Source organism: Cellulomonas carbonis, from assembly GCF_014636275.1.
In the GTDB taxonomy this organism is placed as follows: Bacteria; Actinomycetota; Actinomycetes; order Actinomycetales; family Cellulomonadaceae; genus Actinotalea; species Actinotalea carbonis.
This window is the reverse complement of sequence record NZ_BMEB01000004.1, coordinates 61,591-80,407: the sequence shown is the minus strand read 5'-3', so window position 1 is coordinate 80,407 and position 18,817 is coordinate 61,591. Positions and strand designations below refer to the sequence as shown.

Annotated in this window: 16 protein-coding genes; 6 read left to right on the top strand and 10 right to left on the bottom strand. The window is 75.1% G+C overall.

Features of this window, described 5'->3' with window-relative positions:
- Positions 1-93: 93 nt before the first annotated feature.
- Positions 94-1,419, top strand: a complete 1,326-nt coding sequence (locus IEV86_RS12760; protein WP_081978658.1) for a Glu/Leu/Phe/Val family dehydrogenase — start codon at positions 94-96, stop codon at positions 1,417-1,419.
- A 112-nt stretch (positions 1,420-1,531) separates the two neighbouring features.
- On the top strand, positions 1,532-2,134 hold the full coding sequence (locus tag IEV86_RS12755) for an NYN domain-containing protein (RefSeq protein WP_229734638.1): 603 nt from the start codon (positions 1,532-1,534) through the stop codon (positions 2,132-2,134).
- Between the two features lie 66 nt (positions 2,135-2,200).
- On the opposite strand, the gene IEV86_RS12750 is transcribed toward IEV86_RS12755, so the two are convergent.
- Positions 2,201-3,028: a TspO-related membrane protein gene (locus IEV86_RS12750; protein ID WP_052426116.1), complete on the bottom strand. Its 828-nt coding sequence runs from the start codon at positions 3,026-3,028 to the stop codon at positions 2,201-2,203.
- A gap of 548 nt (positions 3,029-3,576) precedes the next feature.
- Here IEV86_RS12750 and IEV86_RS12745 point away from each other — a divergent pair.
- A complete protein-coding gene (locus IEV86_RS12745) occupies positions 3,577-4,098 on the top strand; it encodes a DUF6328 family protein (RefSeq protein WP_043605273.1) in 522 nt (173 codons plus the stop codon).
- 59 nt (positions 4,099-4,157) lie between these two features.
- On the opposite strand, the gene IEV86_RS12740 is transcribed toward IEV86_RS12745, so the two are convergent.
- Complete coding sequence (locus IEV86_RS12740; RefSeq protein WP_081978657.1) at positions 4,158-6,047, bottom strand: phosphoenolpyruvate carboxykinase (GTP); 1,890 nt, start codon at positions 6,045-6,047, stop codon at positions 4,158-4,160.
- Positions 6,048-6,162: 115 nt separating this feature from the next.
- On the opposite strand from IEV86_RS12740, the gene IEV86_RS12735 reads away from it, so the two are divergent.
- Positions 6,163-7,710: a helix-turn-helix transcriptional regulator gene (locus tag IEV86_RS12735; protein ID WP_081978656.1), complete on the top strand. Its 1,548-nt coding sequence runs from the start codon at positions 6,163-6,165 to the stop codon at positions 7,708-7,710.
- 5 nt (positions 7,711-7,715) lie between these two features.
- Here the strand turns inward: IEV86_RS12735 and IEV86_RS12730 are convergent, their stop codons facing one another.
- Positions 7,716-10,646 (bottom strand): putative bifunctional diguanylate cyclase/phosphodiesterase, encoded by a 2,931-nt coding sequence (locus IEV86_RS12730; protein ID WP_161784036.1) that lies wholly within the window; start codon positions 10,644-10,646, stop codon positions 7,716-7,718.
- 173 nt (positions 10,647-10,819) lie between these two features.
- Between IEV86_RS12730 and IEV86_RS12725 the strand changes: the two genes are divergently transcribed.
- On the top strand, positions 10,820-12,214 hold the full coding sequence (locus tag IEV86_RS12725; RefSeq protein WP_152605613.1) for an urease accessory protein UreH domain-containing protein: 1,395 nt from the start codon (positions 10,820-10,822) through the stop codon (positions 12,212-12,214).
- A 133-nt stretch (positions 12,215-12,347) separates the two neighbouring features.
- On the opposite strand, the gene IEV86_RS12720 is transcribed toward IEV86_RS12725, so the two are convergent.
- A complete protein-coding gene (locus tag IEV86_RS12720; protein WP_052426115.1) occupies positions 12,348-13,058 on the bottom strand; it encodes a helix-turn-helix transcriptional regulator in 711 nt (236 codons plus the stop codon).
- A gap of 102 nt (positions 13,059-13,160) precedes the next feature.
- Here IEV86_RS12720 and IEV86_RS12715 point away from each other — a divergent pair, with 102 nt between their 5' ends.
- Positions 13,161-13,649, top strand: a complete 489-nt coding sequence (locus IEV86_RS12715) for a methyltransferase family protein (RefSeq protein ID WP_052426114.1) — start codon at positions 13,161-13,163, stop codon at positions 13,647-13,649.
- 28 nt (positions 13,650-13,677) lie between these two features.
- Here IEV86_RS12715 and IEV86_RS12710 read toward each other — a convergent pair whose 3' ends face one another.
- From IEV86_RS12710 to IEV86_RS12685, 6 genes are all read right to left on the bottom strand, one after another.
- Positions 13,678-14,070: a cupin domain-containing protein gene (locus tag IEV86_RS12710; RefSeq protein WP_043605260.1), complete on the bottom strand. Its 393-nt coding sequence runs from the start codon at positions 14,068-14,070 to the stop codon at positions 13,678-13,680.
- A gap of 93 nt (positions 14,071-14,163) precedes the next feature.
- The gene (locus tag IEV86_RS12705; protein ID WP_052426113.1) at positions 14,164-15,348 is read right to left on the bottom strand and encodes a YihY/virulence factor BrkB family protein; all 1,185 of its coding nucleotides are present in this window, start codon (positions 15,346-15,348) and stop codon (positions 14,164-14,166) included.
- Entirely contained in the window at positions 15,345-16,151 is an 807-nt protein-coding gene (locus IEV86_RS12700; protein WP_052426112.1) for a hypothetical protein, read from the bottom strand. Before IEV86_RS12700 ends, IEV86_RS12705 begins: the two co-directional genes overlap by 4 nt.
- 123 nt (positions 16,152-16,274) lie before the next feature.
- Positions 16,275-16,985, bottom strand: a complete 711-nt coding sequence (locus tag IEV86_RS12695) for a DUF3618 domain-containing protein (RefSeq protein ID WP_043605258.1) — start codon at positions 16,983-16,985, stop codon at positions 16,275-16,277.
- Positions 16,982-17,446 (bottom strand): phage holin family protein, encoded by a 465-nt coding sequence (locus tag IEV86_RS12690; RefSeq protein ID WP_052426111.1) that lies wholly within the window; start codon positions 17,444-17,446, stop codon positions 16,982-16,984. The genes IEV86_RS12695 and IEV86_RS12690 overlap by 4 nt, the downstream gene beginning before the upstream one ends.
- Positions 17,443-18,528, bottom strand: a complete 1,086-nt coding sequence (locus IEV86_RS12685; RefSeq protein WP_052426110.1) for a hypothetical protein — start codon at positions 18,526-18,528, stop codon at positions 17,443-17,445. Before IEV86_RS12685 ends, IEV86_RS12690 begins: the two co-directional genes overlap by 4 nt.
- Positions 18,529-18,817: the final 289 nt, after the last annotated feature.

Below are 18,817 nucleotides of genomic sequence, written 5' to 3'. Positions count from 1 at the left end.
CACTCGTGCCCGGGAGGTGCCAGAGTAGGCGCGGGGCCGACGACGACCCGGAGCCGGTCCCTGCCTGCATCCCGCACCCAGGAGGCCAGCGACATGACGACGACCGAGCCGGAGACCGAGCAGACGCACCCCGTCGACGCCGTCCCGGACATCGCGCCCAAGGCGGCGCACCCCAGCCATCCCGGCCCGCTCGAGACCGCGCAGGTGCAGCTCGCGCGCGCGGTCGAGCGGCTCGGCCTCGACCCGGGCATGCACGCGATGCTCGCGACGCCGCGTCGGGAGATCAACGTCGCCATCCCGCTGCGCCGCGACGACGGCACCACCGCGCTGTTCCACGGCTTCCGCGTCCAGCACAACGTCAGCCGGGGACCGGGCAAGGGCGGGCTGCGCTTCCACCCGAGCGTCGACGTCGACGAGGTGCGCGCGCTCGCGATGTGGATGACGTGGAAGTGCGCGATCGTGGAGCTGCCGTACGGCGGCGCGAAGGGCGGCGTCGCGATCGACCCGCGTCAGTACTCCTCGGCCGAGCTCGAGCGCGTCACCCGCCGCTACACGAGCGAGATCATGCCGATGATCGGGCCCGAGCGGGACATCATGGCGCCCGACATCGGGACCGACGCGCGGACCATGGCGTGGGTCATGGACACGTACTCGGTCAACCAGGGCTACACGATCCCCGGCATCGTCACCGGCAAGCCGCTCGAGGTCGGCGGCTCCCTCGGGCGCGCGACCGCGACGTCGCGCGGCGTCGTGCACTCGGCACGCGCGGCGCTGCGCGAGGTGGGCCGTGACCTGCGCGGCGTTCGCGTCGCGGTCCAGGGCTTCGGCAAGGTCGGCTCCCACGCGTCGGTGTTCTTCGCGCAGGCCGGGGCGAAGGTCGAGGCCGTGAGCGACCAGTACGGCGGCGTGCGCCGCGAGGGCGGGCTCGACATGGCCCGGCTGGTCGACCACGTGCGCCGGACGGGCTCGGTCGTCGACTTCGACGCCGCCGACCCCGTCGACAACGCCGACCTGCTCACGCTCGACGTCGACATGCTCGTCCCGGCCGCGGTCGAGGGCGTCATCACGGCCCGCAACGCGAACGAGGTCAAGGCGGAGTTCGTCGTGGAGGGCGCCAACGGCCCGACGACGGCCGACGCCGACGCGATGCTCACGCGGCGCGGGGTCACGGTGGTGCCCGACATCCTCGCGAACGCGGGCGGCGTCGTCGTGTCGTACTTCGAGTGGGTCCAGGCCCAGCAGGCCTACTGGTGGAGCGAGCAGGAGATCGAGCAGCGGCTCGAGCAGCGCATGCTCCAGGCGTACGCGGCGGTCGCGGAGGTCGCGCGCCGCGAGGAGGTCACGCTCCGCGACGCCGCGATGCTGATCGGCGTCGAGCGCGTCGCCACGGCGCACCGCACTCGCGGTCTCTACCCCTGACGGGCAGGTGGCCGGCTCGGACCGGCGTGCTGCCACGTGCGCGGCACCTCGGTCCGGGGGCGCGTGCGTGCGGCGCCCCCGGACCGGCGCCCGCCCCCGTAGGCTCTGTCGCGTGATCACCGACAGCACGACGGACGCGGAGCGCGACGGCGCGCGGCGTCGCACGACGTACCTCCTGGTCGACGGCGAGAACATCGACGCGACGCTCGGCGGCTCGATCCTCAACGCCCGGCCGTCGCCCGAGCAGCGGCCGCGCTGGGAGCGCGTGCTCGACTTCGCGCGGGGCGTGTGGGGCGCCGACGACGTCAAGGGGCTGTTCTTCCTCAACGCGTCGCACGGCACGATGCCCATGTCGTTCGTCCAGGCGCTCATGGCGATCGGCTTCCAGCCGATCCCGCTGGCCGGCGAGGCGCACGAGAAGGTCGTCGACATCGGCATCCAGCGCACGCTGGACGCGTTGGCCGACCGCGCGGGGGACGTCCTCCTCGCGAGCCACGACGGCGACTTCGCACCGCAGCTCGCGGCGCTCCTGGGACCGGGGCGCCACGTCGGGATGCTCGCGTTCAAGGAGTTCACGAGCACCCAGCTGCAGCAGCTGACCGAAGGCGGTCTCGAGATCCACGACCTCGAGACCGACGTCCAGGCGTTCAACGTCCGGCTGCCGCGCCTGCGGATCATCTCGCTCGACGAGTTCGACCCGCTGCGCTACCTCTGACAGGGCGGGCGCGAGCCCGTCACGACCGGCCGTCCTGCCGCGCCCGGCGGGCGCGGCGGACGGTCGTCACGCCATGACGCCCGCGTCCTCGTCGCGCCGCAGCCGCATCATGAGGGTCGCGATGACCACGGCCGCCGCCGCGGTCGCGGCGGCGACGGCGGTGGTGAGCGACGTCGGCTCACCGGTCGAGCGCGCGACGGCGATCCACGCCAGGCCCCAGGCGATCGCGGCACCGATCGCGAGGCGACCCCGGCCGTGCACGGCCAGGCCGATGCCGACGAGGGCCGCGACGGCCAGGACGACCGCGGCCCACGCCTCGGGGCCGAGCGCCAGGACCGTCAGACCCTCGGCGGTGAGCACGGCAGCCACGTTGGCGACCGTCGCGACGCAGACCCACCCGAGGTAGAGGCCGAGCGTGCCGTCGAGGACGACGCGCTCGAGCAGCCCCGACGCCCGCGAGGCGACGAGGCGCACGTGCACGACCGCGAGGACGACGAGCAGCGCGACGATCACGGGCACGCTCCAGACGAGCGCGTCCGCCTGCACCACGGCGATCCACGCGGCGTTGAGGACCATGGACGCGAGCACGAGCCAGCCGACGCGCCGCTGCCGGGCGTCGGTGCGCCGCGACGGCAGCGCCTGCCAGACCGCGTAGGCGAGGAGGCCCGTGTAGATGACCGACCAGATCGAGAAGGCCGGCCCGGCCGGCGCGACGAGCGTCGCGTCGGCCGCGAGAGCGCCGTCGCCCACCTCGGTCTGCGACTCGCCGCCCGCGGCGCCGGACCCGACCAACGCGCCGGCGATCGCGACGAGCGACCCGACGAGGACCGTGACCTGGCGGACGAGGTCCGCGGTGCGTGCGTGCTCGGTGGGGATCGTGCTCGACGGGTCCATCCGTCCATCATCACCACGACCCGGGTCGACCGCGCGGCGGGGCGGCGGGACCGGCCGCGCGGTGGGGCGGTGGGACCGCCCGCTCGCGGGCCCGGTCGGGACCCGGTGCCCGTATGTGACAACCATGGGACGGGTGTGGGTCGGGCTTGGAACGGATTCCGTCGAGGGGGTGCACCCGAACGGAGTACGCGTTACCGTCGTCGGTATTCCTCCATGCCACCGCGAGAGCGATGGCCGACCCTCGGGTCGCGGCGGTGCGTGACGCCCTGTGCAGGCGAGACGGCCGTCATCGCCCCCGCTCGCCCGGCGAGCGGGGGCGCACTCGTTCCGGGGCTCGTAGCCCGCGACGGATTCCGTCGCCGAGCCGACAGCAGCCCGCGCCCCGCCCGGCGTGCCGACCGGGCGCCGGGCGCCGCCGGCACGCACCGGCCGCATCCGAGGTGCGCGGGCGACGTGCGCTTCCGCGAGCGCACCGGCCCCCTCGTGCGGCACACTTCCCCCGTTCCGACGGTGGCCCCCGCCCCGTCGTCCCCGGCGAGAGGACGGCCATGGCCCGCGACCAGGACGAGCGCGCCGGGCGGGAGCCCGGGCCGGACGGACGTCGCGAGACCCCGGTCGAGCGGCTCGACCGCAACTGGGGCGAGATCCTCCAGGAGCTGCGCGTCACGCAGACGGGCATCCAGATCCTCACGGGCTTCCTGCTCACGGTCCCGTTCCAGAGCCGGTTCACGGACCTCGGCGCGGAGCACAAGCAGCTGTACCTCGTCCTCGTCCTCCTGGCCGCCACGACGACGGCCCTCCTGGTCGCACCCGTGAGCCTGCACCGACAGCTCTTCCGTCGGCGCGCCAAGTCGGTGCTCGTGACCGCGGCCGACCGCCTCATGCGCGTGGGACTGGTCTTCCTCGCGCTGACCGTGAGCGGGGTCGTCCTGCTGGTCTTCGACGTCGTGGTCGACCGGACCGCGGCGCTGTGGGCCGCCGGCAGCCTGCTGACCGTCCTGGTCGGCGCCTGGTTCGCGCTGCCGGTGCTGCTCGGGCGGCGCTCGGACGGCGGCCCGTCCGTCGGCTGAGGTGGTGCGCCCGCACCGCCCGGGACGACGCCGTCGGCGTCCCGGACGGGCGGGTCGCGTCAGGCGCCGAGCCGCGCGCGCAGCCGGCCGAGCTGAGCCCGCAGCTCGTCGGGGACGCGGTCCCCGAACCGGGCGAAGAACTCCTCCGTGAGGTCGCACTCGGCGAGCCACGCGTCGCGGTCGACCGCGAACAGCTCCGCGAGGTCCCGCTCGGGCAGGTCGAGACCCGTCAGGTCGAGAGCACCCTCCGCGGGGACCAGGCCGACCGGCGTGGCCTGCGCGCGGGCCGAGCCCTCGACGCGGCGGAGCACCCACTCGAGCACCCGCGAGTTCTCGCCGAACCCGGGCCACAGGTAGCGGCCGTCCGCGTCCTTGCGGAACCAGTTGACCTGGAAGATCCGCGGCGCGCGGTCGCCGAGCCGCTCCCCCGTGCGGAGCCAGTGCGCCCAGTGGTCGGCCATGTGGTAGCCGCAGAACGGGAGCATCGCGAACGGGTCGCGCCGCAGCTCGCCCACGGTCCCCTCGGCCGCGGCGGTCTGCTCGGACGCGATGGTCGCCCCGAGGAACACGCCGTGCGCCCAGTCGTCCGCCTCGAGCACGAGCGGGACGTTGCTCGCCCGGCGGCCGCCGAACACGATCGCGTCGACGGGCACGCCGTCCGGGTGGTCCCAGTCGGGTGCGATGCTCGGGCAGCGCTCGGCGGCGACCGTGAACCGCGAGTTCGGGTGCGCCGCTGGCCGGCCCGAGTCGGGCGTCCAGTCCTCGCCGCGCCAGTCGACGAGGTGCGCGGGCGGGGTGTCGGTGAGGCCCTCCCACCACACGTCGCCGTCGTCGGTGAGGGCGACGTTGGTGAAGACGGTGTCGGACGCGACCATCGCGACGGCCGTGGGGTTGGAGGTCTCGCCCGTCCCCGGGGCGACGCCGAAGAAGCCCGCCTCGGGGTTGATCGCGCGCAGGGAGCCGTCGGGTCCGGGGCGCATCCACGCGATGTCGTCGCCGATCGTCTCGGCGGTCCAGCCGGGCAGCGTCGGGCGCAGCATCGCGAGGTTCGTCTTGCCGCACGCCGAGGGGAAGGCCGCGGCCACGTGGTGCGCACGACCCTCGGGCGAGGTGAGCCGGAGCAGCAGCATGTGCTCGGCGAGCCAGCCCTCGTCGCGGCCGATGGCGGACGCGATGCGCAGCGCGAAGCACTTCTTGCCGAGCAGCGCGTTGCCGCCGTACCCCGAGCCGTAGGACCAGATCTCGCGGCTCTCGGGGAAGTGAACGATGTACTTGGTGGGGTTGCACGGCCAGGGGACGTCGGGCGTGCGGTGGCCCGCGTCGTCGACCAGCGGCATGCCGACGCTGTGCACCGCGGGCACGAAGTCGCCGTCCTCGCCGAGCTGGTCGAGGACGCGCGTCCCGACCCGCGTCATGAGGTGCATGCTGACGACGACGTACGGCGAGTCCGTGACCTCGACGCCGTACTGCGCGAGGGGTGAGCCGACCGGGCCCATCGAGAACGGGATGACGTACATCGTGCGTCCGCGCATCGCCCCCGCGAAGAGCGACGTGAGCTCGGTGCGCATCGCCGCGGGTGAGCGCCAGTGGTTGGTCGGCCCGGCGTCGTCGGGGTGCTCCGAGCAGATGAAGGTGCGGCTCTCGACGCGCGCCACGTCGTCGGGGTGGGACCGGGCGAGGAAGGACCGCGGGCGCTTGTCCGGGTTCAGGGGGAGGAACGTGCCGTCCGCGACGAGGTGACGGCACAGGCGCTCGTACTCCTCGGCCGACCCGTCGCACCACACGACGTCGTCCGGCCGCGTCAGCTCGGCCAGCGCCGCGACCCACGCACGCAGCGCCCGGTGGCGCGTCGGCGGGGCGCCCTGACCCGCCGGCGGGGGGCCGGACCGTCGGAGGTCCCCGTCGGCGGCGTGCGTCGGGGCGGCGGGGCGGTCCTGGAGCGTGGTCATGGTGTCCCTCCCGGCGCCGCCGTCCGGCGCCTCCTCCCCCACCGTGCGCCACCTGGCGCAGTCTTTCAACGCGAACCCGTGGCAATTTCCGCGATTCTTTCGCTACCGTCATGCCATGGCTGAGTCCCGTGCCGAGTCCCGTGCCGACTCCGGCAACGAGTCCCGTTCCGAGCCCCGCCGGTCGCGCGCGATCATCGCGATCCCCGACGACCCACGACCCGTTCCCGCGACCGGCGGCCTGCTCACCCTGGGACGCCGCATCAGGCACCTGCGCACGCAGCGCGGCCTCACGCTGGACCAGCTGGGCTCGGCCGTCGGGACCACCGCGAGCCAGCTCTCGCTCGTCGAGAACGGCCGCCGCGAGCCCCGGCTCACGCTCCTCCAGCGCGTCGCCGAGGCGCTCGGCACGACCACGACCGACCTGCTCGCGGAGGAGCCGCCGTCGCGGCGCGCGGCGCTCGAGATCGAGCTCGAGCGCGCCCAGGCGTCGGCGCTCTACGCGGGGCTGCACCTGCCGGCGGTCCGCCCGGGACGCACGCTGCCCACCGAGGCGCTCGAGGCGCTCGTCGGGCTGCACCGCGAGCTCGCGCGGCGCGAGGACGCCGCGATCGCGACGCCCGAGGAGGCGCGCCGCGCGACGACGGCGCTGCGGCACTGGATGCGCGAGCGCGACAACTTCCTGCCCGAGATCGAGGACGCCGCCGAGGAGACCCTGCGGCACGGGGGGTACACCTCGGGCGCGCTCACGCACCGCGCCGTCGCGCGCATGGCCGAGCACCTCGGCCTCACGCTCATCCACGTGGACGACCTCCCGCACTCGACGCGGACGGTCACCGACCTCGCCACCGGGCGCATCTACCTGCCGCCGGCCTCGATCCCCGGCGGGCACGGGCTGCGGTCCCTCGCTCTCCAGGCGATCGCGCACCGCGTCCTCGGGCACGCCAAGCCGCGCAGCTACGCCGACTTCCTGCGTCAGCGCGTCGAGATCAACTACTTCGCGGCCGCGTGCCTGCTGCCGCGCACCGCGGCCGTCGCGTTCCTCACCGAGGCCAAGCGCACCAGGGACCTCGCCGTCGAGGACTTCCGCGACGCGTTCGGCGTGACGCACGAGACCGCCGCGCAGCGCATGACCAACCTCATGACGTCCCAGCTCGACGTCCGCCTGCACTTCCTGCGCGTGGGCGACGACGGCGCGCTGTACAAGGGCTACGAGAACGACGGCGTGCGGTTCCCCACGGACGGCACGGGTGCGATCGAGGGACAGCTGGTGTGCCGGCAGTGGGCTGCGCGGTCGGCGTTCGAGCGACGCGACCGGACCACCGAGTACTACCAGTACACGGACACCCCCGAGGGGACCTTCTGGTGCACGACCCAGACGGGCTCGACGTCGACGGGCGCCTTCTCGATCACGGTGGGTGTGCCGTTCGCGGCGGCGAAGTGGTTCCGCGGGCGCGACACCACCACGCGCGCCACGTCGCGCTGCCCGGACCCGGCGTGCTGCCGCCGCCCCGACCCGGGGCTCGCGGACCGCTGGTCGGCGCACGCGTGGCCGAGCGCCGCGCTGCACGCGCAGGTCCTGGCACCGCTGCCGGGCGGGACGTTCCCGGGGGTCGACGACGCCGAGGTGTACGCGTTCCTCGAGCGGCACGCGGCACGCGGCTGAGCCGGTCAGACCTCGGGCATCGGCTCGGTCACCGCGTCGGCGGCGAGCCCGTCGGCGGGCCGCGCGTCGGGGGCCGCCTCCCACACCGGGTGGTCGTCGTGCGGCGTCGTGCGGGCGCGGGTCGGTCCCACGACGTCGAGCAGCGGTGCGGGGCGGCCCAGGAGGTAGCCCTGGACGTGACGGCAGCCGGCGGCACGCAGCGCCGCGAGCTGCTCGGCGGTCTCGACGCCCTCGGCGACGACGTCGAGCCCGATCTCCTCGGCGAGCGCCACGACGCCGCGGACGACCGCGAGCGACGCCGCGTCGTCGGGCAGCCGCATGACGAACGAGCGGTCGATCTTGACCTGGTCCACGGGCAGCGCCTGGAGCCACGCGAGCGTCGAGAACCCGGTGCCGAAGTCGTCGAGCGCGATCCGCAGCCCCATCTGCCGCAGCTCGGCGATGTGGTCGACGACGCCTGGCAGGTCGACGAGCGACCGGCTCTCGACGACCTCGAGGTCGAGCTGGTCCGGTGAGACGCCGTGGCGGCGCAGCGCGTCGCGCACGGTAGCGCCCAGGCGGTCGTCGACGAGCGTGCTGCCCGCGAGGTTGACCGCGACGCGCAGACGGCGCCCGTCCTGGGGCCACGCCGACACGGCCGCACACGCCGCGTCGACGGCCCACAGGTCCAGGTCGGTGACGAGGCCGGTCTCCTCGGCGAGCGGCAGGAACGCACCGGGCGCGAGGAGGCCGAGGCGCGGGTGCGCCCAGCGCAGGAGCGCCTCGGCGCCCACGACGACGGGCGCGCCGTCCCCCGCGATGTCGACGACCGGCTGGAAGTACAGGCGCAGCTGACCGCTCTCGACCGCGCGGCCGAGCTCGGCCTCGAGCGACGGCACGACGAGCCGGCTCGTCACGGCCCCCGCGAGGGCGACCTGGTTCCGGCCGGCCTGCTTCGCGTCGTACATCGCGGCGTCCGCGGCTGCGAGCAGCCGGTCGCCGCGACCGTCGGTGCCGGTGTGCAGCGCGACGCCGACGCTCACCGTGACGCGCAGCTCACGCCCCTCGATGCGGAACGGCTGGTCGAGCGACTCGACCACGCGTGACGCGACCGCGAGCGCGCTCGGCTCGTCCACGGCGGCGAGCACGACGGCGAACTCGTCACCGCTGAGCCGGCCGACCAGGTCGCCCGGCCGGAAGACGCCGCGCAGGCGGGCCGCGACCTGGCGCAGCAGCTCGTCGCCGGCGGCGTGGCCGAGCTCGTCGTTGACGTGCTTGAACCGGTCGAGGTCGCAGAAGAGCACCGCGGTCGCGGATCCGGGCTCGGCCGCGCGCAGCGTCTCGTCGAGCGTGCGCGTGAACAGGACGCGGTTGGGCAGCCCGCTCAGCGCGTCGTGCATCGCCTGGTGCCGGACGGTCGTGAGCAGGCGCGCCTTCTCCAGCGCGGTCGCGGCCTGGGCGCTCACGGCCACGACCCGGCTGCTCGCCTCCTCGAGCGAGCGCCCCTCGAGGACCGTCGTCCACCCCGCGGTCAGGACGCCGAGGAGCGCCGACCCGGCGACGAGCGGCGCGACGACGACCGTCTCGACCTCGAGCCCGTCGAAGATCGGGCGCAGGCTCACGCTGACCTCGGACCGGCGCAGCACGACCGGGTCCCGACGGGTCAGGAGCATCGCCATCTCGGGCGACTCGTCCGCGCGCACGTGGTGGCCCAGGAGGAACCGACGCTGGTCGGACCGCAGCCCACCCGACGCGACAGGGGTCAGCGCACCTGCTCCCGGGTCCCAGAGCATCACGGTCGCCGACCGGCTCCCGACCACACCGGGCACGGCACCCGCCGCGACCTCACCGACCTTCGTCTCGTCGTCGGCGCGCGCGAGGTCCTCCGCGAGGGCGAGCAGCGCGGATGCCCGCTCGCCGTGCCGTCGCGACTCCTCGAGCGCGCTCAGGAGGTCGAGCGCGGCCGCGGCGTGACCCGCGTACGCCTCGAGCATGCCGAGGTCCTCGACGAGCGGTGCGTGCTCGGGTCCGTAGACGACGGCGAGCCGCCCGTGCCGCCGGCGACGGGAGGCGACGTCGACGACCGCGACGGAGGCCCCGACGGGGCGCCCGTGGAGGAGGTCGGACGCGATCGCGTCGCGGCGCTCGGGCGTCAGGCCCGCCGAGCGGACGTCGGGCTCGCCGCCCTCGTCGGGCTCGACGACCAGGAGGTAGGCGGGTGCGAGCACCGCGGCGGCCGCGCGCTCGACGATCCGGTCGAGCGCCTGCCCGACGTCGCTGCTGGCGACCAGGTCCGAGGCGGCGTGCTGGAGCTCCTCGATCTGCCCGCGCAGCGCGCGCACCTCGACGGCGCGGTCGCGCTCGCGCTCGCCCGCGCGCAGGCGCCGCCGGGGGGCCCACGTCACCTCGTACGTGCACGACGGGTGGCCGTCGGACTGGCAGCGGTCGTGCAGGACGTGGCCGAGGGGCAGCCCGAACAGCGTGGGCACCGCCTCGAAGAGGCCCTGCGCGTACTCGCAGTCGAGGCGCGAGTGCTCGTACCCGTCGTGGAGCCGGTAGTCGAGCTGCGCCGAGCGCGCCGTCGTCGTCAGGACGCGCATCGTGGACGTCGTGGTGAACTTCGGCACGGCCTTGTGCAGCACGCGGTAGACGGCCCGCGGCGTGCCCATGCCCCGCAGCAGGACGATGAGCGCGTGGTGCGCGCCGTGCACCGCGGCGCTGCGGCCGACCTGACGCATCGTCGTCGGGTCACCGAGCACCTCGGTCGCGGCCGCGAAGAGGCGGATGCGCGTCGCGTACGAGATCCACGTCGCGGTGTCGGTCAGCTGCGCGGCCGTGAGCGGGACGTCCGCCCGCCGCAGCATCTCGGCGACCGCGGCGTCGCCGCCGCGCTCACGGACATGACCCAGCAGGAGGACCGTGGTGGCCCCCGACGTCTCCCGCGGCTCGTCGCTCATCAGGTGAACCATCGACAGCCACGGGCCGGACTCAACCCGATCGGCCCGACCGGCCGAGGGATTCACCCGGTGCGGACGTCCTCGGTGAGCCCGGGACGTGGGTCCCGCGCGACGGGCGCCGTCGGGCACGTACCGTTCTGCGACCGGGAACGCGACGCCCGGGAGGGAGAGCCGTGGCCAGGACCGACATCGCGGTGCGTGGGATGACGTGCCGATCGTGCGAGGTGCGCGTGGGACGCGCCGTCCGGGCGGTGCCCGGCGTGCGCTCCGTCGACGTGTCCGCGACGACCGGACGCGTCCGCGTCGTGACCGACGCGGACGCCGACCGACGTGCCACGACCGACGCGGTGCAGGCCGCCGTCGTGGCCGCGGGCTACTCGCTCGGGCAGGACTCGCGCGCGTGGGTCTCGCGCGACGCCCGGGTGTGGCGCGACGTGGCGCTCGCGACGGTCGCGGTGCTCGGTGTCGCGGCGCTCGCCCGTGCCGCGGGCGTCGAGGACGTGTCGGCGCGGCTCGGGGCCCTCGGGACGAGCGGGAGCCTCGCCCTCGTGGTGCTGCTCGGCGTCGCGGCCGGCCTGTCGACGTGCATGGCGCTCGTCGGCGGCCTGGTGCTCGCGGTCTCGAGCCGCCACGCGCAGCAGCACCCCGAGGCGACGACGGCGCGACGCCTGCGGCCGCACGTCGCGTTCAACGTGGGGCGCGTCGTCGGGTTCGGCGTGCTGGGCGCGCTGCTCGGCGCGGTCGGCTCGGCGGTGCGCATGAGCGGCGGGACCGTCGCGCTGCTGACGCTCGTGGTCTCGCTGGCGATGGTCGCCGTCGGGCTCCAGCTCACGGGCGTCTCGCCGCGTCTCGCACGCGGCTCGCTCGCCCTTCCGGCGGGTCTCGCGGCGCGGCTGGGCCTCGAGGGGCGGGCGGAGGCGCGGTACAGCGACGCGCGGGCCGCCGCCGTCGGCGCCGCCTCGTTCCTGCTGCCCTGCGGGTTCACGCAGACCGTCCAGCTGTACGCGCTCGCGACGGGCAGCCCGCTGCGTGCCGGGGCCGTCATGGCGCTCTTCGCGCTCGGGACCGTCCCCGGTCTGCTGGGGATCGGCGGGCTGACGTCGCTCGCGCGCGGCGGCGCGTCGCCCCGGTTCTTCCGGGTCGCGGGCGTCGTGGTGCTCGCGTTCGCGGCCGTCAACGTGGGTGGCGCCGTCACGGTCCTGGCGCCCGGTCTCGGCCGTGCCGGCGATTCGGCCGACGTCGCGGGTGGAGCGGCGGGTGCGGTCTCGGCGAACGTCACGGTCGAGGACGGCGTCCAGGTGCTGCGGACCACGCAGGTCGTGGACGGGTACGAGCCGCAGGTCGCGACCGTCCTGGCCGGCGTCCCGCTGCGCTGGGAGATCGACTCGACGGTGCCGAGCTGCGCGAGCGCGCTCTACGCGCCCGCGCTGGGGACGGGGAGCGCGCCGGTGCTGCTCCAGCCGGGCGTGACCGTCCTCGAGCTGCCCGCGCCCGAGGAGGGCCGGCTCGACTACTCGTGCGCCATGGGCATGTACACCGGGACCGTGCACGTGGTCGAGGCGCCCTGACGCGGGGCGGGAGCGGGCCGCAGCCCCGTCGGACGCAGGGCGCGGCCCCGTCGGACGCAGGGCACGGCCCCGGCGGACGCAGGGCGGCCCGGTCGGACGCAGGGCGCGGCCCCGTCGGATCCGGGGCGCGGGGTCAGGCGGTCGCGGCGGCGACCGCCGCACGCGGTGCCGCGACGTCCTGGCGCTCGCGCAGCCGGATCTCGCAGGCGCCGTCGCGGCGTCCGATGCTGTCGACGGTCAGCGGCCCCTCGTGGCGCGCGAGCATCCCGCGGGCGAGGCCCAGGTGCACGCCGCACACGACGTCGCCGTGCTCGGTGACGAGGTCGGCGAACGGGCAGTGCTCGAGGCGGAGCGACCGTGCGGAGCGGTCGAGCACGGGCGAGAAGCCCAGGTCGCGGAAGTGCCGCTCGAGCGCCGTCATCTGCGAGTCCGCGGTGCCGTCGTCGTGGCCCGCCGTCGTGCAGGGGAAGTCGAGCGCCCAGCGCTCACCGGCCTCCTCGGCCATGGGGCGACGGCTCCCGCGCTCGGTCCCGTAGCCGGCCAGCAGCACGCGGACGAGCTGGTCGCGGACGGCCTGGTCGGGGTCCGTGACGGGGGCGACGGGCAGCGCGCGGTAGAGCATCCGGGGGCGGCCGCGCGTCGTGCGCACCTCGGGGCTGCGCTCGAGGAACCCCGCCCCGACCATCCGGTCGAGGTGCTCCCGCACCGTGTTGACGTGCCGCCCGACGCCCGCGGCGACGTCCTCGACGCCCATCGGGGCCCCGTGGTCCTGGAGCAGGCGCAGGATCGTCTGGCGGCTCTCGCACGAGAGCACCCGGTACGCGTCCGTCGCCCGCCTGGCCATGGGACGATCCTCCTCCCGCGTCCTGGCGCGGTCGTGGGACCTTCGACGCGTCCTCCCGCACGCGGCCCGACGGGGCGCGCGTCGGTGCGTCATCCTGGGTGCGTGCGCCACGACACGCCGCTCGTCGCGGCCCAGGCCCTGACGATCGCGGGTACCGCCTGGCCTGGTCGCGCCCGGTGGGCGCTCCCCCGGGCCGTCGTCGTCGCCGCCGTGTCGACCGGCCTCGTCGGTGCGGCGCTCTCGGTCGCGGGAGCCCTCCCGCACGGCTCACGGCTCACGCCGCGCGTCGTCCCGCCCGACGACGCCGAGCTCCTGACGGACGGCGCGTACGGGGTGAGCCGGCACCCCGTGTACGCGGGCCTCGTCCTCGCGACGGGGGCGTTCGCGGTGCTGCGCCGACGGCCCGAGCCGCTCGTCTCATGGCTCGGGCTGGTCGTCGTGCTCGACCGCAAGACCCGGCACGAGGAGGTCCACCTCGCCGAGCGGTTCGGCGCGGCGTACGAGCGCTACCGCCGCCGCACGCCGCGCCTCCTCGGGGTCCCGGGCCGCCCTGCCCCGCGCGACGACGGGCGCCCTCCGCACGTGCGGTGAGCGCCCGTCGTCGGGGGATGTCGACGGCTCAGGACGTCGGGGGCTCGTCCTTGCCGGCCTCCTCCGCGGCGTCCGCCTCCTCCTTGGTGCGGTGCACCGCGCCGTCCGCGTGCTCGGGCGGGCCGTAGACCGTGTAGAGGATCAGCGGGTTCTCGCCCGTGTTGAGGAAGTTGTGCTTCTTGCCCGCGGGGACGACGACGAGGTCGCCCGCCGCGACCTTGCGCTTCTGGCCTCCCACGACGGCCTCGCCGTGCCCGGAGACGAACGTGAGGATCTGGTCGATCTCCTCGTGGACCTCCTCCCCGATCTCACCTCCCGCCGGGATGGTCATGATCACGAGCTGGGTGTGCTCGCCGGTCCACAGGACGCGCCGGAAGTCGGGGCTCTCCTCGGCGACCTCGGCGATCGTGTAGTGCTCCATCGAGTGGTTCCTCTCCTCGGGTGGTGGGTGGTCGTGGGCGGCTCGCGCCCGCTCCGGCCGCTCGGGTCCGTCCGCTCGGCCGGAGCGGCCGGCTCAGTCGGCGCGCCGCGAGCGGCGCGTGTCCGACCGGCCGTGACGGTCGGTCGTGTCGTCCGAGCGGTCGTCGGAGTCGTGGTCCGAGCCGTCGGAGCGACCCGCGGTGAGGCGCAGCTCGCGGCCCTTCTCGACGTCCTCCTCGTGCTTCTCCTGCTTCTTCACCGACGCCTTCGTGTCGCGCGGCGGGAGCTGGATCGTCTCCTCGGCCTCGATCCCCGCGACCAGCTCGCGCGTCCGCTCGAGCTCGGCGTCGACCTCGGCGCCGAACAGCAGCGCGTTGTTCGTGAGCCAGAGCCACAGCAGGAAGATGATCACGCCGGCGAAGACGCCGTACGCCTGGTAGCTCTCGCCGCCGGAGACGACGAGGTAGATCGCGAAGCCGGCGGTCGCCAGGGCCCATACGAGGATGGCGACGAACGAACCGACGCTGATCCAGCGGAACTTCGGCTGCCGGACGTTCGGCGTCCAGTAGTAGAGGACCGCGATCACGAGGGCCACGAGCACCACGATGACCGGCCACTTCGCGATGTTCCACACGGTCACCGCGGTCGAGCCGAGCCCGATCGTCTCGCCCACGGCCTCGGCGACAGGGCCGGAGAGCACGAGTGCCGCGACGATGATCGCGACGAGGACGAGCATGACGAGCGTCACGGCGTAGAGGACCGGGCGCAGCTTGTAGAACGGTCGACCCTCGTCGATCTCGTAGACCCGGTTCATCGCGCGGCTGAACGCCGTCACGTACCCGGACGCCGACCAGATCGCCAGCAGGAGTCCGATGACGAAGCTGAGTCCCGCGCCCTGCTGCGAGGTCAGGTTGGTGATGAGCTCCTCGACCAGTTGGAGGGAGTCGGGCGGCATGCCGAGCCGCTCGGCGAACTCGACGACGCTCCTGACCGTCTGGGCCCCGTCGCTGAACAGCCCCAGGATCGACACGAGCGCGAGCAGCGTCGGCGCGATCGCGAGGACGCCCCAGTACGTGAGCGCCGCGGCGAGGTCGGTCGCCTGGTCGTGCTGGAACTCCCGGAACGCCTTGCGCGCGGTGTACTTCCACCCCGGCTTGGGCACGTCGTCGGGCGAGTCGGGCTTGCGGGGGTCGTCGGGGTGCGGTGCGGTCTGCGCGCGGTCGTGCGCGGACTGCTGCGTCCCGCCCTGCGGGCTGCTGTCCGAGGTCCTGCGGCTCATGTCGCTCTCCTGTCCGGTTCGGTCCGGGCGGCGGTGGGTGCGGGGCCCGACGCCCGCGCGGGTGCGCGGTCGGGGCGGTCGGGGCGGTCGGCGGGGGCGTCGCGGGCGCCGTCGGGGGCCACCGGGTGCCGTCGCGCGGCCCCGTACGCGGGACGACGCAGCGCCTCGACCCACGGGTAGGTGCGCAGCCCGGGCGGCGTCCGCAGGGGGTCCAGCCGGAGGGTCGTGTCCGGGGCCGGCGCGCCGGGGTCCGCACGGCGGACCTCGCGGTCGACGCGCGCCTCGAGCCGTCCGAACGCCCGCCACGGCGAGTCCGTACGCGCCCAGGACAGGCGGAGCACGAGCGGCTCCGCGGCGAGCGCGTCGGCGAGGGCCTCGCGACCGGTCGGCAGCGCGCGGCCCACGAGCGGCTCGGCCAGGAGCATCACGGGTCCGGCGTCGCTCTCGTACGGCAGCAGCGAGCTGTACGACGTCCGGCCGTGCCGTCGTCGGAGGAACGGGACCAGGCGCAGCACGGGCGCGCGGCCCAGGGGGCTCGAGAGCAGCACGTCGCCGTCGTCGGCCCGCCAGGCGAGACCCGCGACGTCGGGGAACCACCGCGGCAGACCACCGCCGCGCGAGAGCCGGACGACGACGTCCGACTCTCCCGGCTCGTCGACCCAGGCGGCACCGCTGCGCTCCGTGTGCCCCGTCCCGTCACGCACGACCCGTCCGCGGAGCACGAGTCCCTGCGGGTGGAGCGGGCGGCCGCGCCGGAGCCGGGCGACCAGGTCGACGACGACGCCGAGCGCGGCGCCCGTCACGGACGCCCATACGGGCGGTCCCGCTGGTCCCACGTGCGTCACCCCCTCCGGTCCCTCGACGGCTCGCCCGGGCGCCCGACGACGGGCGCCCCACCGCGGTGCGGCGGGGCGCCCGTGCGGACGTCAGTACTGCTGGCGCTGCTCCTCGACGTGCTGCTGGGCGTCGGAGCGCACGGTGTCGGTGGCCGACTGCGCGTCGGACCGCACACTGTCGGCCTCCGAGCGGCCCTCCTCCTTGAGCGTCTGCGCCGCCTCGGTGGCACGCTCCTTGACGGCCTGCGCCGCCTCGGTCGCGGGCTCCTTGAGCTGCTGGGCGACCTCGGACGCCTTCTCCTTGGCCGAGTCCACGAGCGGCTGCGCCTTCTCCTGGGCGACGCGCGCGGCCTCCTTCTCCTTGGTGGTCGCGGGCAGCAGGCTGCCCGTGAGCCACCCGACGCCGAAGGCGATGAGCCCGGCCGCGAGCGGGTTGCCCTCGGTCTGCGTGCGGACGGTGCCGGGCAGGCCCGCCGCGGCGTGGCCCACGCTCGAGGCGGCCGAGCCGACCGAGCCCGCGGCGCTGTGCACCGCACCGCTCGCCGAGTCGCGCGCGTCGTGCAGCGTGCTGCTCGCCGAGCCGGTCGCGCTGTGCGCGTGGCCCGAGACGGAGGACCGGGTGTCGTGCGCGGTGCCCATGACCTTCTCCTTGACGGTGCCCACGGCGTCGCGCACGCGGGCCTTCCGACGCTCGACGATGGCGCTCGGGCTGACCTTCTCCTCGAGGGCGTCCACGTCGTCGCTCAGCTCGGCCCGGGTGCGGGCGATGTCGGCTCGGATCTGCTCCGGGTCGGTGCTCATCGGTTCTCCTCCTCGTGGCCCTTCAGTGCGTTCGGGATCTTCTTGACCGTGTCCTGCGTCTGCGGCAGGCCCTTGACCCGCTTCATCTCGGCCCGGCCCTTGGCGGCCAGCACGGCCGCGACGATCCCCCAGACGACGGCGACGAGGAACGCCGCGAGCGCCGAGGGCATCCAGACGTCGAGGAGCTGCCAGAGGGCGACCGAGAGGAAGACGAGGACGAGGTGACCGGCGACGCCGGCGCCCCCGAACATCCCTGCACCCTTGCCGGCCTTCTTCGCCGAGTCGGTCGCCTCGGCCTTCGCGAGGGCGACCTCCTGCCGGAACAGGGTCGACAGGTCCTCGGTGATGTTGGACAGGAGCGCGCCGAGCGACGGGCGCTCGGCCGCGTCGTCGGCGGGCGCCGCCGAGCCGAGCGGGGCGCCGGCCGTGGCGCCGCCCGGTGCGCCGGGAGCCTGGGTCATCGCTGCTCCTCCTCGCCGCTGACCGGCGTCCAGGGGTTGCTGGACTCGCGCTCGGGGGCCTCGCCCTCACCGACGCCGTAGCCGACCGTGCCGGACGTGTACTGGCCCTCGCCCGACGGCGGGTCCTGCGTCCCGGCGCCGTACGCGCCGTACGAGCCCTGGCCGTAGACCTGGGTCGCGGTGTCGTCGGCCGACGTGGTGCCGGTCCCGTAGGGGTCGGTCGTGGCCGCGCCGTCGGGGTAGACGGCCGTTCCGGTGCCACCCTCGACGCCCGCGGTCGGGTCGCCGCCCGCGGTCCCGAGGGCGTCGTCGCCGTGCGCCGTGCCGTACGTGCCCGACTCGCCGTACACGGCGCCGGTCCCGTAGGTGCTCGTCGTCGGGGCGGCGGCCGCCCCGAACGCCGACGTCCGCGCGGGCGCGGTCCCGGTCGTCCCGGCCAGGCCCGCGGCCTCGGCCGCGTAGCCCTCGGTGCCGTAGCCCGTGGGCGTCGCGTAGTCCGAGCGGACGGCGACCTCACCGCCGGTGTCGTCGGACGACGCCTCCTTGACACCGCGCGTGAGACGACCGGCGACGAGGCCGGCGCCCGCGGCGATCGCGAGGAACGTGCCTGGACGGTTGCGGGCGAAGGTCTTGACCTCCTGCAGGAGGTCGCCCGGCTCGCGCTGCTCGAGCCACTCGGCGAGAGTGTCGACCCGGTCGGAGATCTGGCGTGCGACGTCGGTGGCCAGGCCGGGCTGCTCGCTGGCGCCCGCCATGGTCTGGAGCTCCTCGCCGAACGAGCGCAGGCCGCCCGCGAGCTTCTGCTGCTGCGACGACGCCTCGTCGGTCAGCTGGCGACGGCCCGAGTCGACGAGCTGGCGTGCCTGCTGACCGGCCTCGCGACCGACGTCCTTGGCCTGGGACCTCGCCTCGTGGGCGAGGTGCTGGCCGCTCTCCTTGGCGCTGTGCGCGACGCCGGCCGCCTGCTCCTTGGCCGTGCCCGCGGTGTCGCGTGCGGCCTCCTTGGCGGCGTCCTTGCGCGAGCCGTCGGTTCCGCCGGTTCCGGAGCCGTACGGCTGTCCCGTCTGGTAGTCGTAGGTCATCGTGCTTCCTTCCGAGGGGTGTGCGCGTCGATGGGGTGTGCCCGTCCGGGCGACGGTCCGCCGACGCGAGCGTCGGTGCAGTTCGCGGCCGGCTCTGTCCCAGCTCGGCCTGACCCGAGCCGGAGTCACCTGGAGGACAGGTCGGCGACCCCGACGTCGTCGACGCTAAGCCGGGTCTTGACATCGCGCGAGCCGAACGAGTAGCGCGCTCTCGAGTTGCGTCGCCGCAGGTTCGCGGCATCATCACGCCGCTCGGGGCGGGCGCCCCGCGCTCGCCGACCGCGTCGTC

Excerpts from the sequence above, each read along its gene's own strand:
- IEV86_RS12760 (WP_081978658.1), top strand. The coding sequence starts at position 94 with ATGACGACGACCGAGCCGGAGACCGAGCAGACGCACCCCGTCGACGCC.
- IEV86_RS12750 (WP_052426116.1), bottom strand. The coding sequence starts at position 3,028 with ATGGACCCGTCGAGCACGATCCCCACCGAGCACGCACGCACCGCGGAC.
- IEV86_RS12745 (WP_043605273.1), top strand. The coding sequence starts at position 3,577 with ATGGCCCGCGACCAGGACGAGCGCGCCGGGCGGGAGCCCGGGCCGGAC.
- IEV86_RS12740 (WP_081978657.1), bottom strand. The coding sequence starts at position 6,047 with ATGACCACGCTCCAGGACCGCCCCGCCGCCCCGACGCACGCCGCCGAC.
- IEV86_RS12735 (WP_081978656.1), top strand. The coding sequence starts at position 6,163 with ATGGCTGAGTCCCGTGCCGAGTCCCGTGCCGACTCCGGCAACGAGTCC.
- IEV86_RS12730 (WP_161784036.1), bottom strand. The coding sequence starts at position 10,646 with ATGAGCGACGAGCCGCGGGAGACGTCGGGGGCCACCACGGTCCTCCTG.
- IEV86_RS12720 (WP_052426115.1), bottom strand. The coding sequence starts at position 13,058 with ATGGCCAGGCGGGCGACGGACGCGTACCGGGTGCTCTCGTGCGAGAGC.
- IEV86_RS12710 (WP_043605260.1), bottom strand. The coding sequence starts at position 14,070 with ATGGAGCACTACACGATCGCCGAGGTCGCCGAGGAGAGCCCCGACTTC.
- IEV86_RS12705 (WP_052426113.1), bottom strand. The coding sequence starts at position 15,348 with ATGAGCCGCAGGACCTCGGACAGCAGCCCGCAGGGCGGGACGCAGCAG.
- IEV86_RS12695 (WP_043605258.1), bottom strand. The coding sequence starts at position 16,985 with ATGAGCACCGACCCGGAGCAGATCCGAGCCGACATCGCCCGCACCCGG.
- IEV86_RS12690 (WP_052426111.1), bottom strand. The coding sequence starts at position 17,446 with ATGACCCAGGCTCCCGGCGCACCGGGCGGCGCCACGGCCGGCGCCCCG.
- IEV86_RS12685 (WP_052426110.1), bottom strand. The coding sequence starts at position 18,528 with ATGACCTACGACTACCAGACGGGACAGCCGTACGGCTCCGGAACCGGC.